Source organism: Pseudomonas sp. DD1, from assembly GCF_044510355.1.
Taxonomy (GTDB): domain Bacteria; phylum Pseudomonadota; class Gammaproteobacteria; order Pseudomonadales; family Pseudomonadaceae; genus Aquipseudomonas; species Aquipseudomonas shahriarae.
This window is the reverse complement of sequence record NZ_MSAJ01000039.1, coordinates 202,823-226,402: the sequence shown is the minus strand read 5'-3', so window position 1 is coordinate 226,402 and position 23,580 is coordinate 202,823. Positions and strand designations below refer to the sequence as shown.

At 63.6% G+C, this 23,580-nt stretch carries 16 protein-coding genes; 9 read left to right on the top strand and 7 right to left on the bottom strand.

Translation table 11 applies throughout. The features are described 5' to 3' along the window. Positions 1-67: 67 nt before the first annotated feature. Positions 68-1,378, top strand: coding sequence for an MFS transporter (locus PSFL_RS26845; RefSeq protein ID WP_029296174.1), 1,311 nt, complete (start codon positions 68-70; stop codon positions 1,376-1,378). Positions 1,379-1,456: 78 nt separating this feature from the next. On the opposite strand, the gene purT is transcribed toward PSFL_RS26845, so the two are convergent. The 5 genes from purT to PSFL_RS26820 all read right to left on the bottom strand — a co-directional run bounded on the left by purT (position 1,457) and on the right by PSFL_RS26820 (position 4,693). Beyond that, positions 1,457-2,638, bottom strand: a complete 1,182-nt coding sequence (gene purT, locus PSFL_RS26840) for a formate-dependent phosphoribosylglycinamide formyltransferase (RefSeq protein WP_057437989.1) — start codon at positions 2,636-2,638, stop codon at positions 1,457-1,459. A 69-nt stretch (positions 2,639-2,707) separates the two neighbouring features. Beyond that, positions 2,708-3,175 carry a VUT family protein gene (locus tag PSFL_RS26835; protein ID WP_029296170.1) on the bottom strand — a complete coding sequence of 156 codons (468 nt, stop codon included), beginning with the start codon at positions 3,173-3,175 and terminating at the stop codon, positions 2,708-2,710. Positions 3,176-3,318: 143 nt separating this feature from the next. Continuing rightward, entirely contained in the window at positions 3,319-3,534 is a 216-nt protein-coding gene (locus PSFL_RS26830; protein WP_057437987.1) for a DUF1289 domain-containing protein, read from the bottom strand. Beyond that, a complete protein-coding gene (locus PSFL_RS26825) occupies positions 3,531-4,055 on the bottom strand; it encodes a gamma carbonic anhydrase family protein (protein WP_057437985.1) in 525 nt (174 codons plus the stop codon). The genes PSFL_RS26830 and PSFL_RS26825 overlap by 4 nt, the downstream gene beginning before the upstream one ends. 35 nt (positions 4,056-4,090) lie before the next feature. Continuing rightward, complete coding sequence (locus PSFL_RS26820; protein WP_057959545.1) at positions 4,091-4,693, bottom strand: CoA pyrophosphatase; 603 nt, start codon at positions 4,691-4,693, stop codon at positions 4,091-4,093. 146 nt (positions 4,694-4,839) lie between these two features. Here PSFL_RS26820 and PSFL_RS26815 point away from each other — a divergent pair, with 146 nt between their 5' ends. From PSFL_RS26815 to PSFL_RS26780, 8 genes are all read left to right on the top strand, one after another. After that, positions 4,840-5,388 (top strand): NUDIX hydrolase, encoded by a 549-nt coding sequence (locus tag PSFL_RS26815; protein WP_397470663.1) that lies wholly within the window; start codon positions 4,840-4,842, stop codon positions 5,386-5,388. A gap of 35 nt (positions 5,389-5,423) precedes the next feature. Beyond that, positions 5,424-5,927, top strand: coding sequence for a murein L,D-transpeptidase family protein (locus PSFL_RS26810; protein WP_057437979.1), 504 nt, complete (start codon positions 5,424-5,426; stop codon positions 5,925-5,927). 261 nt (positions 5,928-6,188) lie between these two features. Next, positions 6,189-6,947: a GntR family transcriptional regulator gene (locus PSFL_RS26805; protein WP_057959542.1), complete on the top strand. Its 759-nt coding sequence runs from the start codon at positions 6,189-6,191 to the stop codon at positions 6,945-6,947. Between the two features lie 9 nt (positions 6,948-6,956). Further along, a complete protein-coding gene (gene nagA, locus PSFL_RS26800; protein WP_115127494.1) occupies positions 6,957-8,063 on the top strand; it encodes an N-acetylglucosamine-6-phosphate deacetylase in 1,107 nt (368 codons plus the stop codon). Then, positions 8,044-9,066 (top strand): SIS domain-containing protein, encoded by a 1,023-nt coding sequence (locus PSFL_RS26795; protein ID WP_115127493.1) that lies wholly within the window; start codon positions 8,044-8,046, stop codon positions 9,064-9,066. Before nagA ends, PSFL_RS26795 begins: the two co-directional genes overlap by 20 nt. Positions 9,067-9,102: 36 nt before the next feature. Continuing rightward, positions 9,103-11,616 (top strand): phosphoenolpyruvate--protein phosphotransferase, encoded by a 2,514-nt coding sequence (ptsP, locus tag PSFL_RS26790; protein ID WP_397470662.1) that lies wholly within the window; start codon positions 9,103-9,105, stop codon positions 11,614-11,616. A 26-nt stretch (positions 11,617-11,642) separates the two neighbouring features. After that, on the top strand, positions 11,643-13,349 hold the full coding sequence (gene nagE / locus PSFL_RS26785; protein WP_397470661.1) for an N-acetylglucosamine-specific PTS transporter subunit IIBC: 1,707 nt from the start codon (positions 11,643-11,645) through the stop codon (positions 13,347-13,349). A gap of 81 nt (positions 13,350-13,430) precedes the next feature. Continuing rightward, on the top strand, positions 13,431-19,142 hold the full coding sequence (locus tag PSFL_RS26780) for a toxin (RefSeq protein ID WP_397470660.1): 5,712 nt from the start codon (positions 13,431-13,433) through the stop codon (positions 19,140-19,142). A 92-nt stretch (positions 19,143-19,234) separates the two neighbouring features. Here PSFL_RS26780 and PSFL_RS26775 read toward each other — a convergent pair whose 3' ends face one another. Both PSFL_RS26775 and purL read right to left on the bottom strand, forming a co-directional pair. Continuing rightward, on the bottom strand, positions 19,235-19,546 hold the full coding sequence (locus tag PSFL_RS26775) for a hypothetical protein (RefSeq protein WP_057437975.1): 312 nt from the start codon (positions 19,544-19,546) through the stop codon (positions 19,235-19,237). 4 nt (positions 19,547-19,550) lie between these two features. After that, positions 19,551-23,447 (bottom strand): phosphoribosylformylglycinamidine synthase, encoded by a 3,897-nt coding sequence (gene purL, locus PSFL_RS26770; protein ID WP_115127489.1) that lies wholly within the window; start codon positions 23,445-23,447, stop codon positions 19,551-19,553. Positions 23,448-23,580 lie beyond the last annotated feature (133 nt).

Here is a 23,580-nt window from a genome sequence, read left to right as displayed (position 1 = left end):
CTGATCCATGGGTGCAAGACCAATAATAATCCGCGCCAAGCGCGCAATGACCATCAGGGATACCTCAATGAGCACCACCTATAACGAGGCCGCTCCCGCCGCCCCGACCAACTCGACCAGCCGGGTCGCCACCGCGAGCATCATCGGCACCGCCATCGAGTTCTACGACTTCTATATCTACGCCACGGCCGCCGCGCTGGTGATCGGCCCGGTGTTCTTCCCGCAGAGTTCCGGCACCGCGCAGATGCTGGCGGCGTTCCTGACCTTCGGTATCGCCTTTATCGCGCGGCCACTGGGTTCGGCGCTGTTCGGCCACTTCGGTGACCGCATCGGGCGCAAGTCGACGCTGGTGGCCTCCTTGCTGCTGATGGGCGTGTGCACCACCCTGATCGGCCTGTTGCCGGGTTACGACACCATTGGTGCCTGGGCCCCGATCCTGTTGTGCGTGCTGCGTTTCGGCCAGGGCCTGGGGCTGGGCGGGGAATGGGGCGGCGCCGCGCTGCTGGCCACCGAAAACGCGCCCAAGGGCAAGCGTGCCTGGTTCGGCATGTTCCCGCAGTTGGGGCCTTCCATTGGCTTTTTGGCGGCCAATGGGCTGTTCCTGATCCTGGCGATGAACCTGGACGATGAACAATTCCGTAGCTGGGGCTGGCGCATTCCGTTCCTGCTCAGCGCCGCGCTGGTGATGGTGGGCCTGTATGCGCGCCTCAAACTGCATGAAACCCCGGTGTTCGCCAACGCCGTGGCCAAGGAAAAACCAGTAAAAGTGCCGCTGGTGGAGCTGTTCAGCCAGCATTGGTTGCAAGTGCTGCTGGGCGCGGCCGCGATGGTGGTGTGCTATGCGCTGTTCTATATCACCACGGCGTTTTCCCTGAGCTATGGCGTGAGCACCCTGGGCTACAGCCGCGAAACCTTCCTCGCCCTGCTGTGCTTTGCCGTGTTGTTCATGGGCGCGGCCACACCGCTGGCAGCCCTGGCCAGTGACCGCTATGGGCGCAAGCCGGTGTTGATCGTCGGTGCGGTGCTGGCGATTCTTTCGGGCTTCACCATGGAACCATTGCTGACCCACGGCTCGACCTGGGCCGTGGCGCTGTTCCTGTGCCTGGAACTGTTCCTGATGGGCGTGACCTTTGCGCCGATGGGGGCGTTGTTGCCGGAACTGTTTCCGACACGCGTGCGTTACACCGGGGCGTCGGCGGCGTATAACCTGGGCGGGATTGTCGGGGCTTCGGCCGCACCGTTTTTCGCGACCAAACTGGTGGCGATGGGTGGGCTGAGTTATGTCGGCGGGTATGTGTCGGCGGCAGCGTTGCTCAGTTTGATTGCGGTGCTGTGCCTGAAAGAGACGCGGGATAACGATTTGAACAAGGTCGCCTGATAGACCGCTATCGCGGGCAAACCCGCTCCCACACTGGAACGCCTTCCACATGTAGGAGCGGGCTTGCCCGCGATGCTTTTACAGCTCTACAACCACCGCTTGAGAGGCACGGGTCGCCTTGGCCCGGGCAGCCTCGATCGACTCATCCCGCGCCAACGCCACGCCCATGCGACGCTGGCCATTCACTTCCGGTTTGCCGAACAGACGCAGTGCGGTATCCGGCTCGCTCAGGGCCGCGCCGAGGTTGGCGAACGCCGTCTGGGTCGATTGCCCTTCCACCAGAATCACCGCCGAAGCCGAAGGCCCGAACTGGCGGATCAATGGGATCGGCAGGCCAAGAATCGCCCGCGCGTGCAGGGCAAACTGCGACAAGTCCTGGGAAATCAGGGTCACCAGCCCGGTGTCGTGAGGGCGCGGCGAGACTTCGCTGAACCACACCTGGTCGCCCTTGATAAACAGCTCGACCCCAAACAGACCACGACCACCCAGGGCCTCGGTCACGGCTTTGGCGACGCGCTCGGATTCGGCCAGGGCCGCCGGGCTCATGGCCTGGGGCTGCCAGGACTCCTGGTAGTCGCCCTTCTCCTGACGATGGCCGACAGGCGCGCAGAAGGTGGTGCCACCGACGTGACGCACGGTCAGCAGGGTGATTTCGTAGTCGAAGTCGATAAACCCTTCGATGATCACCCGACCTTTACCTGCACGCCCGCCTTCCTGGGCGTAGTCCCAGGCTTTCTGCACGTCATCGGCGCTACGCAACAGGCTCTGGCCCTTGCCCGACGAACTCATCACCGGTTTGACCACGCAGGGGAAGCCGAGGTCTTCGACGGCCTTGCGGTAGTCTTCCACGGTGTCGGCAAAATGGTACGGCGAGGTCGGCAGGTCCAGCTCTTCAGCGGCCAGGCGGCGGATGCCTTCACGGTTCATGGTCAACAGCGCCGCACGGGCGGTGGGGATCACGGTAAAACCTTCAGCCTCCAGTTCCACCAGGGTGCCGGTGGCAATGGCTTCGATTTCCGGGACGATGAAGTGCGGCTTTTCCGCCTCGATCACCGCACGCAGGGCTGCGCCGTCGAGCATGTTGATCACGTGGCTGCGATGCGCCACCTGCATGGCCGGCGCGTTGGCGTAGCGATCCACGGCAATCACTTCAACGCCCAGGCGCTGCAGCTCAATTACCACTTCCTTGCCCAGCTCACCGCAGCCACACATCAATACGCGGGTCGCGGTTGGCGACAATGGAGTTCCGATTCGGGTCATCTCAGGTCCTCAGGGGAGCGGATCAGGGGGAGAAAGGCCGGCATTTTACATGAACGGCGGGCATTGGCCTCAGTTGGCGACACGCTGGCGCCGCAAACGCCAGGCCATGGCCAGCCACACCACGGTGACCCCGGCAAATTTCGAGGCCAGGGCGGTACCGACCACCGCCGGCGTCAACGCGCCGATCAGGCCAAAAAAGATAAAGGTATCGAGGGGAATGCTCAGCGCCGAGCTGATCCACAGCCGGTCATGCAACGGGCGCTTGGTGATGCTGAAGACCAGCCAGTCGATGCACTCGGAGACCGCGAACGCCGTGGCGCTGGCCAGGGCGATGGACGGATCGGAGGTGATGTAGGACAGCACCAGCGCCGCGAGCATCGCGATAATCGCCCCGTGGCCGAAGCGCGTTTGCACCATGTCCCGCAGGATAAACACCAGGCCACCCCAGGCGGACCAGATGACATCCAGGTGCGGGGCGGTGGAAAAGGCGAAGTTGATCAGCACGACGCTGCTGATATAGGCGATCAGGAAGAGCATGGGGCGAGGGACCTGTGGGTAATGCGCACAGGGTACACAATTAAAGGGATGTCGTCTGGAGGGGCCTCATCGCAGGCAAGCCAGCCCCCACATTGGAATGCATTTCAAAATGAGGGAGCTGGCTTGCCTGCGATAGCGCCCTGTCAGGCGCCAGATTTCCCAGGAATCATCCACAACACCCCACTGGCCTTAGCCCGCTCATGACATAACCCCAGCACCACCCGGCGCTCGGCGTTGTCCATGCGGCTCCAACGGGTGATTTCGTCGACATTGCGCTGGCAACCGGTGCAGATATCGTCGTCATCCAGCGCACAAATGCTCACGCAGGGCGAGGCGACGGGGCGTTCAACCGGGTTCATTCCGGCTGCTCGACCAGGTCACGGGCATAGCGCTGAGAGTTGTGCACATAGTGCGCAGCACTGGCCTCCAGCATGTTCTTCTGTTGCTCGGTCAATTCCCGCACCACCTTGCCGGGCGAGCCCATTACCAGCGAGCCATCAGGGATTTCCTTGCCTTCGCCGATCAACGAATTGGCGCCGATGATGCAGTGCCGGCCAATCTTGGCGCCGTTGAGGATCACCGCATTGATGCCAATCAGGCTGTAGTCGCCGACGGTACAGCCATGCAGCATGGCGTTATGCCCCACCGTCACACCGGTGCCCAGGGTCAGCGGGTAGCCCATGTCGGTGTGCATCACGCTGCCGTCCTGCACGTTGCTGTTCTTGCCGATCAGGATCAGTTCGTTGTCGCCACGCAACACCGCGTTGAACCAGACGTTGGCGCCCTCCTCCAGCTTGACCTTGCCCACCAGCGTGGCATTGGGGGCTACCCAGCTATCTGGATGTGTCTCGACGCGGGCATCGCCCAGGCGGTATTTCATGGTCTTCCCTCACGGCTTGCCATTCAAACGATGGCTTAAGTATTGATAAAGCTTTTCGGCGGACGGTGCAGGCTGATATCGGCATCGTCATAGAGCAGGTTAATCAACTCGACGATCATGATCGCCGTCAGGCCCCAGATCTTGTATTCACCAAAGCGATAGCTGGGCACGTACCAACTGCGGCCCTGGTAGTCGATACGGTGGGTGTGCTCACGCGGGTCCTGGCGGAAAAACTCCAGGGGCACGCTGAATACGGCGGCAATCTCGGCATCGTTGGCCAGGTATTCGACATAGTCGGGGATCACGCCCACATAGGGGGTCACGCGGATGCCGTGCAGGGAGATCAGGGGGCTCAAGGGCCCGATCACTTCCACCAGGCCCGGTGGCAGGCCGATTTCCTCTTCGGCCTCGCGCAGCGCGGTGAACACCAGGTCCGGGTCTTCGGGGTCACGGCGCCCACCCGGAAACGCCACTTCGCCGCCATGGGTCGACAGGCCGCTGGCACGCAGGGTCAGGATCAGCTCGGGTTCGTCACTGCGGGTAATCGGCACCAGCACGGCGGCCTCGGGGAAACGGCTGTCAGTTTCCAGCGTGCGTGGCGTGTGATTGGTTACCCGGCGAAGTAGCTCGTCCAGCATGAGTCATCTCGATCTGTTGGCTACCTTGCATCATGCACCAAAGCGTACGGGTGCCCAACCCCAAAACCCCGGCGGTGTCGCTAAACGACAACTTGCAGGCCACTGCCCTGCACGCCAAGATAGGCGCAGTCCCCAGGAACCCAAGCATGAACTTCTGCAGCCAGTGCGGTAAACCGGTCATCCAGCGCATTCCCGAAGGCGACGCGCGCCTGCGTTATATCTGTGACCACTGTCAGACCATTCACTATCAGAATCCAAATATCGTCACCGGCACCCTGCCCGTCTGGGGCAACCAGGTGCTGCTGTGCCGGCGCGCCATCGAGCCGCGCCTGGGCTACTGGACCCTGCCGGCAGGCTTTATGGAAAACGGCGAGACCGTGGAACAGGGCGCAATGCGCGAAACCCTCGAAGAAGCCTGCGCCAGGGTGCGCAACCTGACGATCTACACGCTGATCGACGTACCGCACATCAGCCAGGTGCATATCTTCTACCGCGCCGAACTGATCGACCTGGACTTTGCCGCCGGCCCCGAGAGCCTGGAAGTCAAACTGTTCGATGAAGCGGACATCCCTTGGTCCGACCTGGCTTTCCGCACGGTACGGCGTACCCTAGAATGCTTTTTCGCCGACCGTCGGCAACAGGTGTTTCCCGTGCGCAGCGAATCGGTGCCACCCTTGACTCACCCTGCACAATAACAATCGAAGGTCACCGTCAAAGGGATACCGCTGCAATGCGTTGGTTGCTTGCTCTGCTCTGCCTGTCGTTCGTCACCCTGTCGTCAGCCACCACCCTGCAAACCCTGGGCGGTAAAACCGTCGATAAGATCCTGGTGCTCAAGTCCGCCCATCAGTTGCAACTGATCCACGACGGCAAACCGCTGAAGACCTACCGCATCTCCCTGGGCAAGAACCCCAAGGGCCACAAGCTGATCGAAGGCGACCGCCGCACCCCGGAAGGCTTCTACTGGATCGACTGGCGCAAGACCAGCGACCGTTTCAACCTGTCCATGCATATCTCCTACCCCAATATCAGCGATGCCGCCCGCGCCCGCCGCGAAGGGGTCAAGCCCGGCAGCATGATCATGATCCACGGCACGCCAGACAGTGAGGAGTATCCGGAACAGTGGTTCCACACCCTGGACTGGACCGACGGCTGCATCGGCATGCGCAATGTCGACATGCGCGAAGTGTGGAACCTGGTCAAGGACGGCACGATGATCGAGATCCGTCCGTAACTTCGACCGTTGGTAAAATAATTCAAAAAAAACCTGCCTCTGCCACAGCCCCTGCCGGTGAATACCATTTCATCGGCGCGGGCTGTGCGTTTCTGCGCGCGACAAAGACCTCTCTAATACCACTTGATACCACCCCCTGAAAAAGTGCCCTGCAAGCCGGTCCCGCACGCTTTTGGCGGCATTGACATGGTATTTAAGTGGTATTAATTTCCGGCCATTACCGGGCGACAACACTCCAATAACGCATCGGAAACCCTACAGATGAATCCCATCCAGACCCTGCGTCCAGACGACCGACAATCCACGCCGTTGTACCTGCAACTGGCCCGCAACCTCGAAGCGGCGATCCATGCTGGCCAGTGGAAATCCGAGCAGGCCTTGCCCTCGGAGCGTGTGCTCAGCGAGCAGTTGGGTATTTCCCGGGTCACCGCCCGTAAAGCGCTGGAAGTGTTGTTTGCCCAAGGCCTGATCCGCCGCAGCCAGGGCTCTGGCACGTTTATTACGCCACGCCTGGAACAGCCGCTGTCGCGCCTCTCGGGGTTCAGCGAAATGCTGCGGCTCAAGGGGTTTGCCCCCAGTTCCCAGTGGCTGGTGCGCGAGATCACCCCGCCGACCCACGAAGAGCTGATCCGCCTGTGCCTGTCGCCCACCGACAAAGTGGCGCGGCTCAAGCGCCTGCGCAAGGCAGATGACACCGTGATGGCCATTGAAATGAGCGCCCTGCCCGCCTCGATCGTGCCCACCCCCCAGGCCATCGGCAGCTCGCTCTACGAATACCTGGAAGGCATCGGCAAACCGGTGGTGCGGGCCCTGCAACACATCCAGGCCATCAACGCCTCGGATGAGTTCGCCGCCCTGGTGGGCATCGCCCCCGGCACCGCCATGCTGCTGATGACCCGGGTCGGCTACACCGCCGACAACACGCCGATCGAAATCACCGACACCTACTGCCGCAACGACTACTACGACTTTGTCGCTGAGCTGCGTAGGTACGACTTTTCCGCTGAACTGCGGCCTTAGAGAACTGCCATGTCCGAAGACAATATCCTCACGCCCCACGGCTGGATGCGCGGCCGCCTGGTGCACCACGAAGGCAGGGTCAGCGCCGTCGAAGGTGTGCCTTGCGACCCGGCCGACAACGACCTGCCCTACCTGCTGCCGGGTTTTATCGACCTGCATGTACACGGCGGCGGCGGCAAGGACATTATGGAAGGCCGCAGTGCCTTCGAGACCATCACCCGCACCCATGTGCGCTTCGGCACCACTTCGCTGCTGGCCACCACCATGACTGCACCGGTCGAGGAAATCTCCCGCGTGCTCGGCGAACTCGGCCAGTTCTGCGAAAACCGTCCAAGCGGCAGCGCCCGGGTGCTGGGGGTGCATCTGGAAGGCCCCTACATCAACCCAGGAAAGCTCGGCGCACAGCCCAACTTTGCCCACACGGCATTGATGGCCGAGGTCGAGGAGTACCTGCGCCTGGCACCGATCCGGGTCATCACCATTGCCCCGGAAATCGCCGGGCATGACGGCCTGATCCGCACCCTCAGCCAACGCGGCGTGCGTATGCAGATCGGCCATACCCTGGGCAGCTATGAAGAAGGCGTCGCAGCGCTGGCCGCCGGCGCCACCAGCTTCACCCACCTGTACAACGCCATGAGCCCGCTGCATCACCGCGAGCCGGGCATCGTCGGTGCCGCACTGGCCCACGCGCAATACGCCGAGCTGATCCCGGACCTGTTGCACGTACACCCCGGGGCCATGCGCGTGGCCCTGCGTTCGATCCCCTGCCTGTACTGCGTCACCGACTCCACCGCCGCCGCCGGCATGCCCGACGGCGAATACAAGCTGGGCAGCCACACCGTGACCAAATGCCTGGGCGGCGTACGCCTGGCCGACGGCACCCTGGCCGGCAGCACCCTGACCATGGATCAGGCGCTGCGCAACCTGGTGAAGATCGGCCTGCCCATCAGCGAAGCCTCACAGCGCCTGTCGCAATTTCCTGCGGATTACCTGGGCCTGGAACAACGCGGCCGCCTGCAACCCGGCAGCTTTGCCGACTGCGTGCGCCTGGACCGCTCCCTGCACCTCACCGACGTAATGGTCGAAGGAGAAACCATTGACTTCAAAAATGCTTGAAGAGGCCCTGTCCTCCTGTGAGGCCGTCGCGGCCCAACTGCAATGCCTCGACCCGCTGCTGGCCGAGGTCGCCGGCCGCCTGCGCCGCCAGCCGCCGCAAGTGGCGATGACCGTCGCCCGTGGCAGTTCGGACCACGCCGCCAGTTACTTCGCCTACCTGACCATGCAGCATGTGGGCGTTCCCGTGGCGTCGCTGCCGATGTCGGTGGTGACCCTGGCGCAGGCGCCGCTGAAAGTCAGCGGCCAGGCGGCCTTCGGCTTCTCTCAGTCGGGGCAGAGCCCGGACCTGGTCAACAGCCTGCGCCTGCTGCGCAAGCGCGGGGCCTTGAGTGTGTCGATGGTCAACGCCGAAGACTCGCCCCTGGAAGCCGCCTGCGAATTCCATGTGCCGCTGTGCGCCGGCCCCGAGCGTAGCGTGGCCGCGACCAAGAGTTTTATCGCCACCTTGAGCGCCAGCGCCCAGTTGGTCGGGCACTGGAACCAGGAAGACGGCCTGCTCGAAGCTTGCCACGCCCTGCCTGCCGGCCTGCGCGAAGCGGCGACCCAGGACTGGAGCCTGGCCATCGACGCCCTGCGCGACTGCCAGCGCCTAATGGTCATCGGCCGTGGCGCCGGGTTTGCCATCGCCCAGGAAGCCGCGCTCAAGCTCAAGGAAACCTCGGCGATCCAGGCCGAAGCCTTCAGCAGCGCCGAAGTGCGCCACGGGCCGATGGCCTTGATCGACGATAACTACCCGTTGCTGGTGTTCGCCCCGCGCGGCGCCGAACAGCCGGGCCTGCTGAGCCTGGCCACGGAAATGCGCCAGCGCGGGGCTCGGGTGCTGCTGGCCGCGCCCGACGATATCGCCGAACGCGACCTGACCCTCAGCCGCGCCGAACACCCGGCCCTGGACCCGATCCTGGCAATCCAGAGCTTCTACGTGATGGCCGCCGGCCTGGCGCAGGCCCGGGGCATGGACCCGGACCAGCCCCGCCACCTGAGCAAAGTCACTCGCACCCACTGAGTTGATTTCTGTCGTTTCCTGATGAGTACCGTGCCCATGCCCGACAATAATAATGACCTCACCCTCAGCGCCCCCCTCAGCGGGCCGGTGCTGACCCTGGGCAATGTGCCTGACGACGTGTTCGCCAGTGGCGCCATGGGCGACGGGATTGCCATCGACCCTCTCAACGATTGCCTGCATGCGCCGTGCGCCGGGGTCGTGATCCACGTTGCCCGTACCGGCCACGCCCTGACCATCCGCGCCGACAATGGCGCCGAGGTGCTGCTGCATGTGGGCATCGACACCGTCGAACTGCAAGGCGAAGGCTTTGCCTTGCTGGTCCAGCAAGGCGCACGAGTCAGCAATGGGCAGCCCCTGGTGCGCTTTGACCTGGATCGCATCGCCCGCCAGTGCAAAAGCCTGGTCAGCCTGATCATCCTCACTAACGGCGAGCAGTTCGAACTGCGCCCCGTGGCCGTGAACGCCGTCAAGGTCGGCGAAGCCCTGCTGCGCATCGTTGCGCGTCAGGCTGGCGTCGTGCAGCCCGTGATGGCCGACACCGCCCAGGCGCATGCCAGCGCCAGCGTACGCATCACCCATCGCGGCGGCCTGCATGCGCGGCCCGCCGCGCTGATCCGCAAGACCGCCCAGGGTTTCAGCAGCCTGTCGCAGCTGCATTTCGCCGGCAAATCGGCGTCGTGCGCCAGCCTGATCGGCTTGATGGGGCTGGGCATTGGTGAACAGGATGAAGTGCAGGTCACGTGCCGTGGCCAGGATTGCGACGCGGCGTTGCAGGCACTGGTCGCCGCCCTTTCGCTCACCACTGCCGAAGCCGTACAGGCCCCGGTGATAGCCGCTGCGCGTCCAGTCAACCGTGAAGCAGGCGTATTGCAAGGGGTGTGCGCCGCGCCGGGCCTGGTCTGCGGGCCGTTGTTCCGGCTCAACAGCATCGAGTTGCCAGAAGACCCACGTAACCATGCGCGCCATGAGCAGTTGCAGCACCTGGACAGCGCCCTGGAACAGGTGCGCGGCGAAATCCGCAATACCCTGGAGCACGCCCGCCAGCGCCAGGCCGTCGAGGAAGAAGAGATCTTCGCCGCCCACCTGGCGCTGCTGGAAGACCCGACCCTGATGGAGGCCGCCACCGCTGCCATCGAGCACGGCAGTGCCGCCACCCATGCCTGGCGCGATGCGATCCAGGCCCAATGCGCGGTGTTGCTGGGCTTGGGCAAGCCGTTGTTTGCCGAACGTGCCAACGACCTGCGGGACTTGCAGCAACGGGTGCTGCGCGCGCTTTTGGGTGAGGCCTGGCAGTTCGAATTGCCCGCCGGCGCGATTGTTGTCGCCCACGAGCTGACGCCTTCGGACCTGCTGCAACTGAGCGCGCAAAACGCGGCCGGTATCTGCATGGCCGAAGGCGGCGCCACGTCCCATGTGGCGATCCTGGCCAGGGGCAAAGACTTGCCCTGCGTGGTGGCGCTGGGCAGTGAAGTATTGGCGATAACCCAAGGGCAACGGGTGGTGCTGGACGCCGCCAATGGGCGCCTGGAACTCAACCCGGACGATGCCCGCCACGCCCAGGTCCACCAGATCCGCGATGCGCAGAAACAGCGGCGCCAGCTGCAACAGGCCCAGGCCCATGCTGCCGCCAGCACCCTGGATGGCGTGGGCATTGAAGTGGCCGCCAATGTCGCCTCCAGCAGCGAGGCGCAGATTGCCTATGACAACGGCGCCGATGGCGTGGGTCTGTTGCGCACCGAGTTTCTGTTTGTCGACCGCCGCACCGCGCCCGATGAACAGGAACAGCGCCAGGCCTATCAAGCGGTAATGGACGCCATGGGCGACAAATCGGTGATCATCCGCACCATTGATGTCGGCGGCGACAAGCAGCTCGACTACCTGCCCTTGCCCGCCGAAGCCAATCCGGTACTGGGCCTGCGCGGTATTCGCATGGCCCAGGTGCGCCCGGAACTGCTCGACCAGCAACTGCGTGCCCTGCTGCAGGTCAGCCCATTGCAACGTTGCCGGATCCTGTTGCCGATGGTCAGTGAAGTCGACGAGTTGCTGCACATTCGCCAGCGCCTCGATGAACTGTGCGCCGAACTGCAACTGACCCAGCGCCCGGAACTGGGGGTGATGATCGAAGTCCCGGCCGCCGCGCTGATGGCTGAGCAACTGGCCGAGCACGCGGACTTTTTGTCGATCGGCACCAATGACCTGTCCCAGTACACCCTGGCCATGGACCGCGACCATGCCGGCCTGGCCGCACGGGTCGACGCCCTGCACCCGGCGCTGCTGCGCCTGATCGCCCAGACCTGCAGCGGCGCCGCCAAACACGGGCGCTGGGTCGGCGTGTGCGGCGCCCTGGCCTCTGACCCGCTGGCCACCCCCGTGCTGGTGGGCCTGGGGGTGCGGGAGCTGTCCGTCAGCCCGCCGCAGATTGCCGCCATCAAAGACCGCGTGCGTCACCTCGACGCCGCGCAATGCCGGCAACTGAGCCAGGCCCTGCTCAACCTGAGCAGCGCCGGCGCCGTGCGCCAAGCCTGCCAACACCACTGGCCGTTGAGCTGACAACAACAAGAAAAAGGAGACTCGCCATGTACCAATTGTTTATCGAAGGCCTGCAACGCCTGGGCCGTGCGCTGATGCTACCCATCGCCATCCTGCCGATTGCCGGCCTGCTGCTGCGCCTGGGTGACACCGACCTGTTGAACATCGCGGTGATGCACGACGCCGGGCAAGCGATCTTTGCCAACCTGGCGCTGATCTTCGCCATCGGCATCGCCGTGGGCTTTGCCCGCGACAACAACGGCACCGCCGGGCTGGCCGGGGCCATTGGCTACCTGGTGATGGTCTCCACCCTCAAGGTCATGGACAGCACCATCAACATGGGCATGCTCGCCGGGATCGTCAGCGGGCTGATGGCCGGGGCCCTGTACAACCGCTTCAAGGACATCAAGCTGCCGGAGTACCTGGCGTTCTTTGGCGGGCGACGCTTTGTGCCGATTGTCACCGGGTTTTCGGCGGTGGGCCTGGGGGTGATCTTCGGCCTGATCTGGCCGCCGGTGCAGCACGGCATCAACAGTTTTGGCGTGCTGCTGATGGAAAGCGGCAGCCTCGGCGCCTTTGTGTTCGGCGTGTTCAACCGCTTGCTGATCGTCACCGGGCTGCACCATATCCTCAACAACATGGCCTGGTTTGTGTTTGGCAGCTTCACTGATCCGGCCACCGGCGCAGTGGTCACCGGCGACCTGACCCGCTACTTTGCCGGCGACCCCAAAGGCGGCCAGTTCATGACCGGCATGTTCCCGGTGATGCTATTCGGCCTGCCCGCCGCGTGCCTGGCGATGTACCGCAACGCCCTGCCGGAGCGGCGCAAGATCATGGGCGGGATCTTCCTGTCGATGGCCCTGACCTCATTCCTCACCGGGGTCACCGAGCCGATCGAATTCGCCTTTATGTTCCTCGCGCCGTTCCTGTACCTGCTGCATGCACTGCTCACCGGCCTGTCGATGGCGGCCACCAACCTGCTGGATATTCACCTGGGCTTTACCTTCTCCGGTGGGTTCATCGACATGGTTTTGGGCTGGGGCAAGTCCACCAATGGCTGGCTGGTGATCCCGGTGGGCCTGGCCTACGCGGTGATCTACTACAGCGTGTTCAACTACTGCATCCGTCGCTTCAACCTGAAGACCCCTGGCCGTGAAGACATCCAGGTGGTACAGGCCGAAGCGATGAGTGATAACCAGCGGGCCAGTGCCTATATCCGCGCCCTGGGCGGTGCCGACAACCTGCTCAGCGTCGGCGCCTGCACCACCCGTCTGCGTCTGGACATGGTCGACCGTAACAAGGCCGTGGACGCCGAACTCAAGGCCCTGGGGGCGATGGCCGTGGTGCGCCCTGGCAATGGCGGCAGCTTGCAGGTGGTGGTGGGGCCGATGGCCGACAGCATTGCCGATGAGATTCGCTTGGCCATGCCGACAGCCGGCCAGCCCTCGCCCTCATCTCCCAGCCCTCAGCCCGCGGTGGCCAACGTTGCCCCGCCCCAGGCCGAACAATGGCTGAACGCACTGGGCGGCGGCGACAATGTGCTGCAACTCGATTGCGTGGCCATGACCCGTCTGCGCCTGCGCCTGGCCGATGACCGGGCGCTGTCGGAATCCCAGCTCAAGACCCTTGGTTGCCAGGGCATCAGCCGGCTCGACGGCGGTATCTGGCACCTGCTGGTGGGCGAGTCGGCCCAAGGCTTGAGCACTGCCCTCAAGGCCCTTGCCAGCCGCGACCCGGTGCGTACCGGGGCCTGAGCCCGCTACTTATCTACCGCCCTGCCCAGGGCACGGCTGCCCATGCTGAGGGTTCTTATCCTCAGCATGGAGAGCGTGCCTGTGAGCACCACATCCCCAACCTTTGAAGGCATCAAAGGCCACCTCAATCAGATCGGTTATCACCTGCTTCAAGTCGATACGCCGCTAGTGCCCGAACACAAACCCTCTGCTGCACTGGCCTATCTGGAAAAACTCAACGGCATGCTGATGTCCTATCGGCAGCTGTATCTGAACAAGAGCCGGCCGCTCTACCGAGGGCTTACCCAGAGCAACCTGGCCAGCCGCGTGGCAACGCTCAAGACCACGCTCAACGCCCACCTGCAGCACCTCGACCGCTATGAGCAGATAGATGGCAAGCCACGCAAATCCTTTATGACCTTTGAAGCCGGGTACGTCGCCCTGGCCCATGCAACAACCCTCAGTGCCGAGGACCGCCTGTTGCACCCGCAACAGCAGGCCTTGCTTGGGCGTATAGCGCAGGGCATAACGCTGCGCCCGGGGCTGTATGCGCTGACCTTGCGTTATCAGGAACAGAGCGTCGAGCTGGCGGGGGCCTTCGTGGTGACCGAGAAATCCAGCCCGGTGCCCAGCGATCTGAGCTCTGCCCTGCCCCTGGGTGAAGTGATGCTGTTTACCCCCACCCGCGGGATCGAGTGCCTGGGCTCCCTGGCGCACTTGAATACGCACTTGCGCCAAGGCATGGACGATGCCGAGCAACGGCGCGACTTCATGCAACTGCTGCCCGTGCGTTATCGCGATATAACACCGGCCGCGATCTGGCCGCTGGAATTGACGCCGATCGACAAGACCCCGCTGTTTGAACACACCGACGCCGCCCTGATCGCCAAGCGCACCCAGGACATCGAGCGGGCGCTGAGCCTGGTCGACAATCCGCAGCCGTCAGCCGCTCAACTGATCAGTGACCTGGACCAAGCCATCAGCGCCTCTGTGCCGGACATCAGCCCACGCCTGGCATGGCGCGCCCGCCGCTTGCTGGAGCGCTACCTGCGCCAGAGCGCACCGGACTGGTACCGCCGCGCCAGTGCAGACCGTCGGGCCACACTCGCCACCCACTTGGCGAGCTACAACGAGGCACGCCAGCACCTGCTCGACCTGCTGAGCCCGGTCACCAGCCCCGAGGCACTGGCCCGCTATCAACTGCTCGAACACCTGAGCGATGAGCTGGACATCCACGACCTGCTGCCCGAGCACCTGGTGATCAACACCCGGCGCTACGTGGCCCCCATCGGCGAGTACGAACATGACCGCAACCTGATCGAGCTGGCCCTGCGCGGCCTGCAAACCGGCGATGCACTGGCGGGCTCGGACTTCCTCAACAAAACCACACTCACCTACCGGGATGGCGCGCTGCCCAAGGCCTATCGGGACCTGACCCCCGCCTGGCTGGCGCAGACGCTGACCACCCTGCAGCCACGTATCGACTTTGCCGACGCCCAGCAGCAGATGCACGGCAAACCCGCCGTCAGCCGGGCAATCGAACAGATGCTCGACCAGCGGATCAACGCACTGGCCTACACCGCCTTGCTTCAGGGGCACCTCACTGAAGAGGACTTCCAGTTGGTGCAGAGCCTGCGCCAAGGCACCGACCCGCGCCTGAGCGCCGCCACCCTGTCGCTGCACGAAGCCCAGTTGCAGGATATGTGGGTGCTGCGCCAGACCGATGCCAACGGCAGCGTGATCCGTGTGCTGTTATGCACCCCCGAGGCACCGCGCGAGCAGCAGTTTCAGGCATTCGACAGTGAGATCGCGTGCCAGAACCATATCCTCGGCTGGAGCCAGGACAGCGGCGGCCTCACCGACTACCTGATCAAGCGGGTTGCCCTGCGTTTTCGCGATGCAATGAAACAGGTATTGACGGGCCTGAGCTTCAAGTTTCACGCCCGGGAATACACACAGATCCGCTTTGGCAATATCGGCAAGCATGCCGACTGCCTCCAGACCATGTCGGCCCATGTCCTGGCAACCCGGGTCGATGACTATGAATTCGGCACCCCGAACTGGTATCGCTCCACCAGCGTCGACAACCGCCAGAAACTGCTGAAACTGGCGCAAGACAGCGAAGGTGCACTGCAGGCCTACAACGACTTTCCGTTGTCCGATGCACACGTTCCCAGCTTCTCCACCTACGTGCACGAACGGGCCAGAAAACGCCTGAACGAACTGCTCGGACGCCATCAGAACGACATCGACCCCGATACGGTCTGGGCCTTCTCGCCCCCGGCGCTGCTCGCCTCATGGACCCCTGCCCCCCTGACCTACACCCAGCTGTACCGCGATGGCTACGCCGACGGCGTAGGCTTTCTTGACGCGAAATTTTCGCGCGCCGCTCGCTTCAAAGGCCCGCCCGGTGTTGACCTGAGCCCGCTGACCGCTGAAAAGGTCGCCCGCTCGATCACCGGCATCTGGGTTGGCCAACACTACATCAACGAAGTCAAACGCCGGCTGCTCAACGCCGGCAGTGCCGACTATGCCTTGCGGCGCAATGCCACCCTGAGCATTACCCAACGGCAGATGCAGAACGCCGCCCTGGAATGCCGCCTGCAAGGGCATATCGCCGGGGTCGATGGCGACTGGCTGGAACGCAGCATTGCCAGCATGGGCGATACCCGCACCGAGGTCCGTGGCACCTACGCCCTCCACCGCTTGCTGGTAGACGGCGAATGGGTGATCGATAACTTCCTCTTCAGCCACGCCGGTTTCCCGACGTTGCTTTACACCCCAAACGCACCCGACGGCATCAGCTTTCGTGAGGCGCGACAGTTCAACTATCTGCTGAAAAAGACTCCCGGCATGGTCGGCTATTTCACCCTGCGGGTCGGTGCTCAATCCCAGGCGCGCGTACGCAACTTCCTGGAAGAGGCCAAGGCGCAATTACCCGAGGACTTGAACAAAACCTCCGTGAGTCCGCCGCGCTATGACTCGACCCACGGGCAAACCCCATTACTGGACCTGCGCCAGGCGCTGTACGACATGAAGCAGCAGCGCAAGATTGACGACGTTGAAGGCACCACGGCGAATCGCAGCCAGATGATCAGCAGTATTCTGTGGACCTGCGTGGAGTGGGTCAGCGGTATCGCTACCGCGCCGTTCCCCACCCTCAGCCTGAGCCTGGGCATGCTGTTGGCATTCAAGGACGGCATGCTGGCCCTGCACGCCTATCAGCAGGGCGATACGGGGGCGGCCGTGGAACACTTGATCGGTTACGTGCTCAACAGCGCCGGGGCGGCTTTTACCGATCTGCGCCCGGCCCTGGTGTCGCTCAAACAACTGGTAAAACCGGCCGTGCGCCCGGCCACCGACGCTGCTGCGGCGCTGAACGAGGTCTTGAAGCTGATCCAGCCACTAGAGCCCAAGCCACTGGCGCTTGAGGACATGCAAGCCGTGCTGTTCGGTGGCGAAGGCCTGTGGGCAAAAAAGACCCCCGACCCGCTCGGCCGTTATTTGCTGTACCGCCTGGACCCGGCGACCGGCAGACTGGTTTCCACTACCCGCCTCGCCGCCCCCGATGCGCAAGGCGTCTGGCGGCGTACCGGGGTGACTGGCGGCGCGCCGAAATATGAAAAGCTGCCCGACCCACCCGAGCCATTGAAGAACTATGAAATCCCGGCGAAGTACGCGGGCAAACTGGAGCTGGCCCTGAACCCGGATGTACGGGCCGGGATAGTGCAGCGAACCGAATGGGAGTTCGGCTCCCGGGACGTCGCACTGGAGAATGCTGCCCGAGACTTGAAAGCGGTGCGCGCCGCCTACTTGCAACAGGCCGAGCAACTGACAGCCGACGCCCGCCACTTTTTCAAACATCTCGCCCCACTACCAGCCCGCACCGATGTGCCGGCCATCGGCGCCGACACGTCCTTCTCGCAATGGATCGCCAGCAATGCCTTTGCCGGGAACAAGCCCCTGGTCATCGGCGCGATACCCGGCTCCATTGCCGCTAAACAACTGCTGATCACGCAGATGAACAGCTTGCTCAACCAAGGCTTCAAACACCTGTACATCGAGCACCTGCCGGCCGATATATTCCGGGCGAAACTGGAGAAGCTGAACAGCGGGAAATCCTGGCAACATATCCAACGGCACCTGAAAACCATCGATACCGCCTTGGGTTTTGCCGAGAATGCCGAATACTCCTACGTGGCCCTGGTGCGCAAGGCCCAGGAAAAGGGCATGAAGATCAGGGCCCTGGACGCATCCACCTCCTATCTACTGGATGACGTCCTGCAAATGGCCGACACCCCGACCACCACGCCCCGGGACAACGGGATCAGGAACTTCTACTCCCACAAAGCCCTCGAGACCGACGCCATCGGCACACCCGGTGAGCGCTGGGTGGCCCTGGTGGATTCATCGCGCCTGCGCACTTTCGATGACACCCCCGGCCTGGCCGACTTGCAAGGTGCCGTTGCCCTGCGGGTGGACGACGTGGCCCCGGGCCAACCCGTGGGGATCTGGCTCGACACCGCCGGTGCCATTGCGGGCGATCCCTTGGCCAAGGGCGATTACCGCCTGGCCCTGCAGACCGCGTACAAGGCACCCGAACCCGCAGCGTCGTCCAGCGCGGCGACTGCCGCGGTCGTGGCGCATTACAGCGACTACGACATTCCCCTACCGCTCAGGGACAACCTTGCGCAACAGATCGTCGCCCACCGCGGGTTGGACAGCCGCTACTTTGCGCTGAATCCGCACGAGCGCGAAGCATTCCAGGCCTTCCAGAGCGCCAGGGATCGCCTGAGTAGCGATGCCCAGGCCTACCTGGCCAGCCAGGTACCGCCGGCAAGGCCAGACCCGGCCGAACTGGCCGCCCACACGACCCCGGAGGCATTTCTGGAAAAACTGCGTCAAAGCGAGTTCCCGGGGCTGATCCTTGGTGAAGGGCACCAGGAGCAATCCAGCAAGCGCTGGCTGCGCGACCACATGAAAAAACTCAAGGAACTGGAGTTCAAGACGCTGTACGTCGAACACCTGCTGACCGATATGCATCAGGCGGACCTGGACATGTTCCTCAGCACGCAGCGGCTGCCGGACACACTCAAGCGCTACCTCACACGGCTGGATCGCGGCCATATGCCAGGCTACAACGGCAACGATACCTACACCGAAGTCATCCAGGTGGCGGCCAGGCATGGCCTGCGCATCCGGGCCCTGGACTGCACGGCCAGTTACCACGTCAAGGGGCTGCGGGACACGGTGCAGTCGCGCAACCAGATGTTCAGCTACTTCGCATCGCAGGTGATCAAGGCCGACCAGGCGGCCCACGGGCCGCATAAATGGCTGGCCTTCATCGGCAGCGCCCACACCAACATCAACCTGGGGGTGCCCGGCCTGGCGGAGCTGCAAGGCGCCGTCAGCCTGCAAATCCGGGACACGGCGCCGGCACTGGCGCAGAACATTCGCCCCGGCACCTGGGAGACGTTTGCCGAAGGCCTGACGCCTTACACCCGAGCCCTGCGCAGCGATTTCATCCTGGACGCCGGCGTAGAAGGCATCAAGGCCCCCTCCCCCTTTGTCCCAGCGGACAGGACACGCCTGAACCGTCCCGGCCTGTTCCTGATCGAACGCCCGTCGCCGGCGCAGAGCAACCTGCTGCATCGTTCCCGCAGCGGGGAAATCGTCTCGACACCGATCAAGGTCGACCACAACGGCCTGTTTTATGTCGAGCGCTGGGAGCCGATGCAGGGCAAGCGGTTCAGCTACGAAAACCTGTTGATCAGCGCCTTGAAGGCTGAAGTGGGGCTGGTGCCCGCACCGTGAGTGATTGAGGCTTGCCCATGGCGGCATGATCGCCCACAAAAAAACCCGCTGGCCAAGTCGGCCCAGCGGGTTTTCTGTCTACAGCCGGCCGATCAGAAATCCGCCAGCTGCCACACCTCATAAGCCGGTGTTTCATAGGGGTGGCTGAGCTTCAACGCAGCGACAACTGCCTTGATCAACTCATCGGCCACCACCAGCTCGACCTTCCATTCTTCAACCACTTCGACCTGGCCCACCTGCCCGATAAACGGCTGGCTGCCGTCCATCGGGCGGAATTGGCCCTGGCCCAGCACTTGCCAGGCACAGCTGTCGTAGTCGCCGATGCGCCCGCCACCGGCCGCGAAGACGGCGCTTTTCACCGCCTCCACATGGCTGTCGGGCACAAAGAAGCTGAGCTTGTACACGGCCTTAGTTCACCCACACACGAGCGTTACGGAACATGCGCATCCACGCACCGTCTTCGTTCCACTCTTCCGGGCGCCACGAGTTCTGCACGGCGCGGAACACTCGCTCCGGGTGCGGCATCATGATGGTCACACGACCGTCGCGGCTGGTCAGCCCGGTGATCCCGCGCGGCGAGCCGTTCGGGTTGGCCGGGTAGTTTTCGGTGACCTTGCCGTGGTTGTCGACAAAGCGGAGGGCCACGGTGCCGGACAGGTCGGCTTCGAGCAGCGCTTCTTCGCTGGCGAACTCGGCATGGCCTTCACCGTGGGCGATGGCGATTGGCATGCGCGAACCGGCCATGCCTTGCAGGAAGATCGAGTTCGATTCCTGCACCTGCACCATGGCCACACGGGCCTCGAACTGCTCGGAACGGTTACGCACAAAGTGCGGCCAGAACTCGCTGCCCGGGATCAGTTCGTGAAGGTTGGACATCATCTGGCAACCGTTGCACACACCCAGGGTGAAGCTGTCGTTACGCTCGAAGAAACCCTGGAACGCATCGCGGGCACGGCTGTTGAACAGGGCCGACTTGGCCCAGCCTTCACCGGCACCCAGCACGTCGCCATAGGAGAAACCGCCGCAGGCCACCAGGCCCTTGAACTCGTTGAGGTCAACACGACCGGCGAGGATATCGCTCATGTGCACGTCAATCGCATTGAAGCCGGCACGGTCGAACGCGGCCGCCATTTCCACCTGGCCGTTGACGCCCTGCTCACGCAGCACGGCAACCTGTGGGCGGATGCCTTTCTTGATGTACGGCGCGGCGATGTCCTGGTTGACGTCGAAGCTGAGCTTGGTGCTCAGGCCCGGGTTGTCTTCTTCCAGGATCACGTCGAATTCCTGCTCGGCACAGGCGACGTTATCGCGCAGGCGCTGGATCTGGTAGCTGGTCTCGGCCCACTGGCGTTGCAGCAGGCGGCGCTGGCCTTCAAACACGGTGTCGCCGTTGAACACGATGTTGATCACACCGTTGTTGATCGGCTGGCCGACCACGGCCACGCAGTCGCCCAGGCCAGCGGCGCTGAACTGTGCAAGCACGTCCGGGGTAGCGTCCTGGCGCACCTGGATGACCGCGCCCAATTCTTCGTTGAACAGGATGGCAGCGATGTCAGCAGAAGTTTCCGCCAGGCCGTCGAGGTTCAGGCTCAGGCCGCAGTGACCGGCGAAGGCCATTTCCACGACGCTGGTCAACAAACCACCGTCGGAACGGTCGTGGTAAGCCAGCAGGTGGCCATCGGCATTCAGGCCCTGGATCACGGCGAAGAAGGCTTTGAGGTCTTCGGCGTCATCGACGTCCGGCGCCTGCTTGCCGAGCTTGCCGTGGGTCTGGGCGAGGATCGAGGCGCCCATGCGGTTCTGGCCACGACCGAGGTCGATCAGGATCAGGTCGGTGGTGCCCTTGTCCATGCGCAGTTGCGGGGTCAGGGTCTGGCGGACATCGGTGACTGGCGCAAAGCCGGTGACGATCAGCGACAGCGGCGAGGTAACGCTCTTGTCGGTGCCTTCATCGTTCCAACGGGTGGCCATGGACATGGAGTCCTTGCCCACCGGAATGGTGATCCCCAGTTCCGGGCACAGCTCCATGCCGACTGCCTTGACGGTGTCGTACAGGCGCGCATCTTCGCCGGGGTGGCCGGCAGCGGACATCCAGTTGGCCGACAGCTTGATATCGGACAGCTTGCCAATACGCGATGCGGCGATGTTGGTGATGGTTTCACCAATGGCCATGCGGCCCGACGCCGGGGCGTCCAGCAGGGCCAGCGGGGTACGCTCGCCCATGGCCATGGCTTCACCGGTGTACACATCAAAGCTGGTGGCGGTCACGGCAACGTCAGCCACCGGTACCTGCCATGGGCCGACCATCTGGTCACGGGCAACCAGACCGGTGATGGTGCGGTCGCCGATGGTGATCAGGAAGCTTTTGCTCGCCACGGCCGGGTGGTGCAGCACGCGCTCGATGCTGTCGGTCAGGTCCAGGCTGCTTGGGTCGAAATCATCGCCCAGCTCGGCTTCACGTACCGCCGAACGGTGCATGCGCGGGGCCTTGCCCAGCAGCACTTCGAGGGGCATGTCCACCGGGCTGTTGCCGAAGTGGCTGTCGGTCACGGTCAATTGCGGCTCGGCAGTCGCTTCGCCGACCACGGCAAACGGGCAACGCTCGCGTTCGCAGATGGCCTGGAAGCGCGCGAAGTCTTCAGGGCCGACCGCCAGTACGTAACGTTCCTGGGATTCGTTGCTCCAGATTTCGTGCGGGGCCATGCCCGGCTCGTCGTTTGGAATATTGCGCAGTTCGAAACGGCCACCACGGTCGCCGTCATTGACCAGTTCCGGGAAGGCGTTGGACAAGCCGCCGGCGCCGACGTCGTGGATAAAGCTGATGGGGTTCTTGTCACCCAACTGCCAGCAACGGTCGATGACTTCCTGGCAACGGCGTTCCATCTCAGGGTTTTCGCGCTGAACAGAAGCGAAGTCCAGGTCCGCCGAGCTGGTGCCGGTGGCCATGGAGGAAGCCGCGCCGCCGCCCAGGCCGATCAACATGGCCGGGCCGCCGAGCACGATCAGCTTCGAGCCGACGAGGATCTCGCCCTTCTGCACGTGGTCTTCACGGATGTTGCCCATGCCGCCGGCCAACATGATCGGCTTGTGGTAACCGCGCACTTCATCGCCACGGGGGGTGGTGATGGACTGCTCGAAGGTCCGGAAATAACCGGTCAGGGCCGGACGTCCGAATTCGTTGTTGAACGCGGCGCCGCCCAGCGGGCCTTCGATCATGATGTCGAGTGCGGTAACGATGCGCTCAGGCTTGCCGTATGGCACTTCCCACGGCTGTTCGAAGCCTGGGATCTGCAGGTTGGACACGGTGAAACCGGTCAGGCCCGCCTTGGGCTTGGCGCCACGGCCGGTGGCGCCCTCGTCGCGGATCTCGCCGCCCGAGCCGGTGGCTGCGCCCGGGAACGGGGCAATCGCGGTCGGGTGGTTGTGGGTTTCAACCTTCATCAGGATGTGCACCGGCTCCTGCACCGCGCCGTACTGGCGGGTTTCCGGGTCCGGGAAGAAACGGCCGGCGACAGAGCCGACGATCACCGAGGCGTTGTCTTTATAAGCCGACAGAACGCCTTCGCTGTGCATCACGTAGGTGTTCTTGATCATGCCGAACAGGCTTTTTTCCTGGCTCTGGCCGTCGATATCCCAACTGGCGTTGAAAATCTTGTGACGGCAGTGCTCGGAGTTGGCCTGGGCGAACATCATCAGTTCGATGTCGTGGGGGTTGCGCTGCAAACCGTTGAAGGCGTTGACCAGGTAGTCGATCTCGTCTTCGGCCAGGGCCAGGCCCAGCTCGGTGTTGGCCTTCTCGAGGGCGGCGCGGCCACCGCCGAGCACGTCAATCGCGGTCAGCGGCTTGGGCTCGGCATGGCTGAACAGGCCGGCAGCCTGTTCCAGCTGGCTGACGATGATCTGGGTCATGCGGTCGTGCAGGCTGCTGGCAATCAGCTCGGCTTCGGCATCGCTGAACTGGCCAGCCACGTAGAAGGCGATCCCGCGTTCCAGGCGCTGGATTTTTTCCAGGCCACAGTTGCGGGCGATATCGCTGGCCTTGCTCGACCAGGGCGAGATGGTGCCGAACCGTGGCAGAACCAGGAACAAGCGGCCAGTCGGCTCTTGAACGGGAACGCTGGGGCCGTACTTCAGAAGGCGTGCCAGCACTTGCTGTTCGTCGGCGGTCAAAACGCCGTTAACGTCGGCGAAGTGAGCAAATTCAGCATACAAGCCAGTGACAGCTGGAACCTTCTGGCTCAGTTGCTCAAGGAGTTTGCTGTGGCGAAAGGCAGAAAGGGCAGGAGCGCCGCGCAGGATCAACATCTTCGGGACAGCCTCGGGAAGGGGGTGTGCTTTGAGGCCGTGCATTCTAGCGTAAACCTGCGCCAACGGCACCCGAAACGGTGCCGCTGGCCGCTGCCGAACGTCAGTTGGCACAGATTGCACGGTATCGGGG

What these genes read in the sequence shown, in the direction of transcription:
- purL (WP_115127489.1), bottom strand. Translation starts at nt 23,447, where the DNA reads ATGTTGATCCTGCGCGGCGCTCCTGCCCTTTCTGCCTTTCGCCACAGC.
- PSFL_RS26820 (WP_057959545.1), bottom strand. Translation starts at nt 4,693, where the DNA reads ATGCTGGACGAGCTACTTCGCCGGGTAACCAATCACACGCCACGCACG.
- ptsP (WP_397470662.1), top strand. Translation starts at nt 9,103, where the DNA reads ATGCCCGACAATAATAATGACCTCACCCTCAGCGCCCCCCTCAGCGGG.
- purT (WP_057437989.1), bottom strand. Translation starts at nt 2,638, where the DNA reads ATGACCCGAATCGGAACTCCATTGTCGCCAACCGCGACCCGCGTATTG.
- PSFL_RS26845 (WP_029296174.1), top strand. Translation starts at nt 68, where the DNA reads ATGAGCACCACCTATAACGAGGCCGCTCCCGCCGCCCCGACCAACTCG.
- PSFL_RS26830 (WP_057437987.1), bottom strand. Translation starts at nt 3,534, where the DNA reads ATGAACCCGGTTGAACGCCCCGTCGCCTCGCCCTGCGTGAGCATTTGT.
- nagE (WP_397470661.1), top strand. Translation starts at nt 11,643, where the DNA reads ATGTACCAATTGTTTATCGAAGGCCTGCAACGCCTGGGCCGTGCGCTG.
- PSFL_RS26810 (WP_057437979.1), top strand. Translation starts at nt 5,424, where the DNA reads ATGCGTTGGTTGCTTGCTCTGCTCTGCCTGTCGTTCGTCACCCTGTCG.
- PSFL_RS26815 (WP_397470663.1), top strand. Translation starts at nt 4,840, where the DNA reads ATGAACTTCTGCAGCCAGTGCGGTAAACCGGTCATCCAGCGCATTCCC.
- nagA (WP_115127494.1), top strand. Translation starts at nt 6,957, where the DNA reads ATGTCCGAAGACAATATCCTCACGCCCCACGGCTGGATGCGCGGCCGC.
- PSFL_RS26825 (WP_057437985.1), bottom strand. Translation starts at nt 4,055, where the DNA reads ATGAAATACCGCCTGGGCGATGCCCGCGTCGAGACACATCCAGATAGC.
- PSFL_RS26835 (WP_029296170.1), bottom strand. Translation starts at nt 3,175, where the DNA reads ATGCTCTTCCTGATCGCCTATATCAGCAGCGTCGTGCTGATCAACTTC.
- PSFL_RS26805 (WP_057959542.1), top strand. Translation starts at nt 6,189, where the DNA reads ATGAATCCCATCCAGACCCTGCGTCCAGACGACCGACAATCCACGCCG.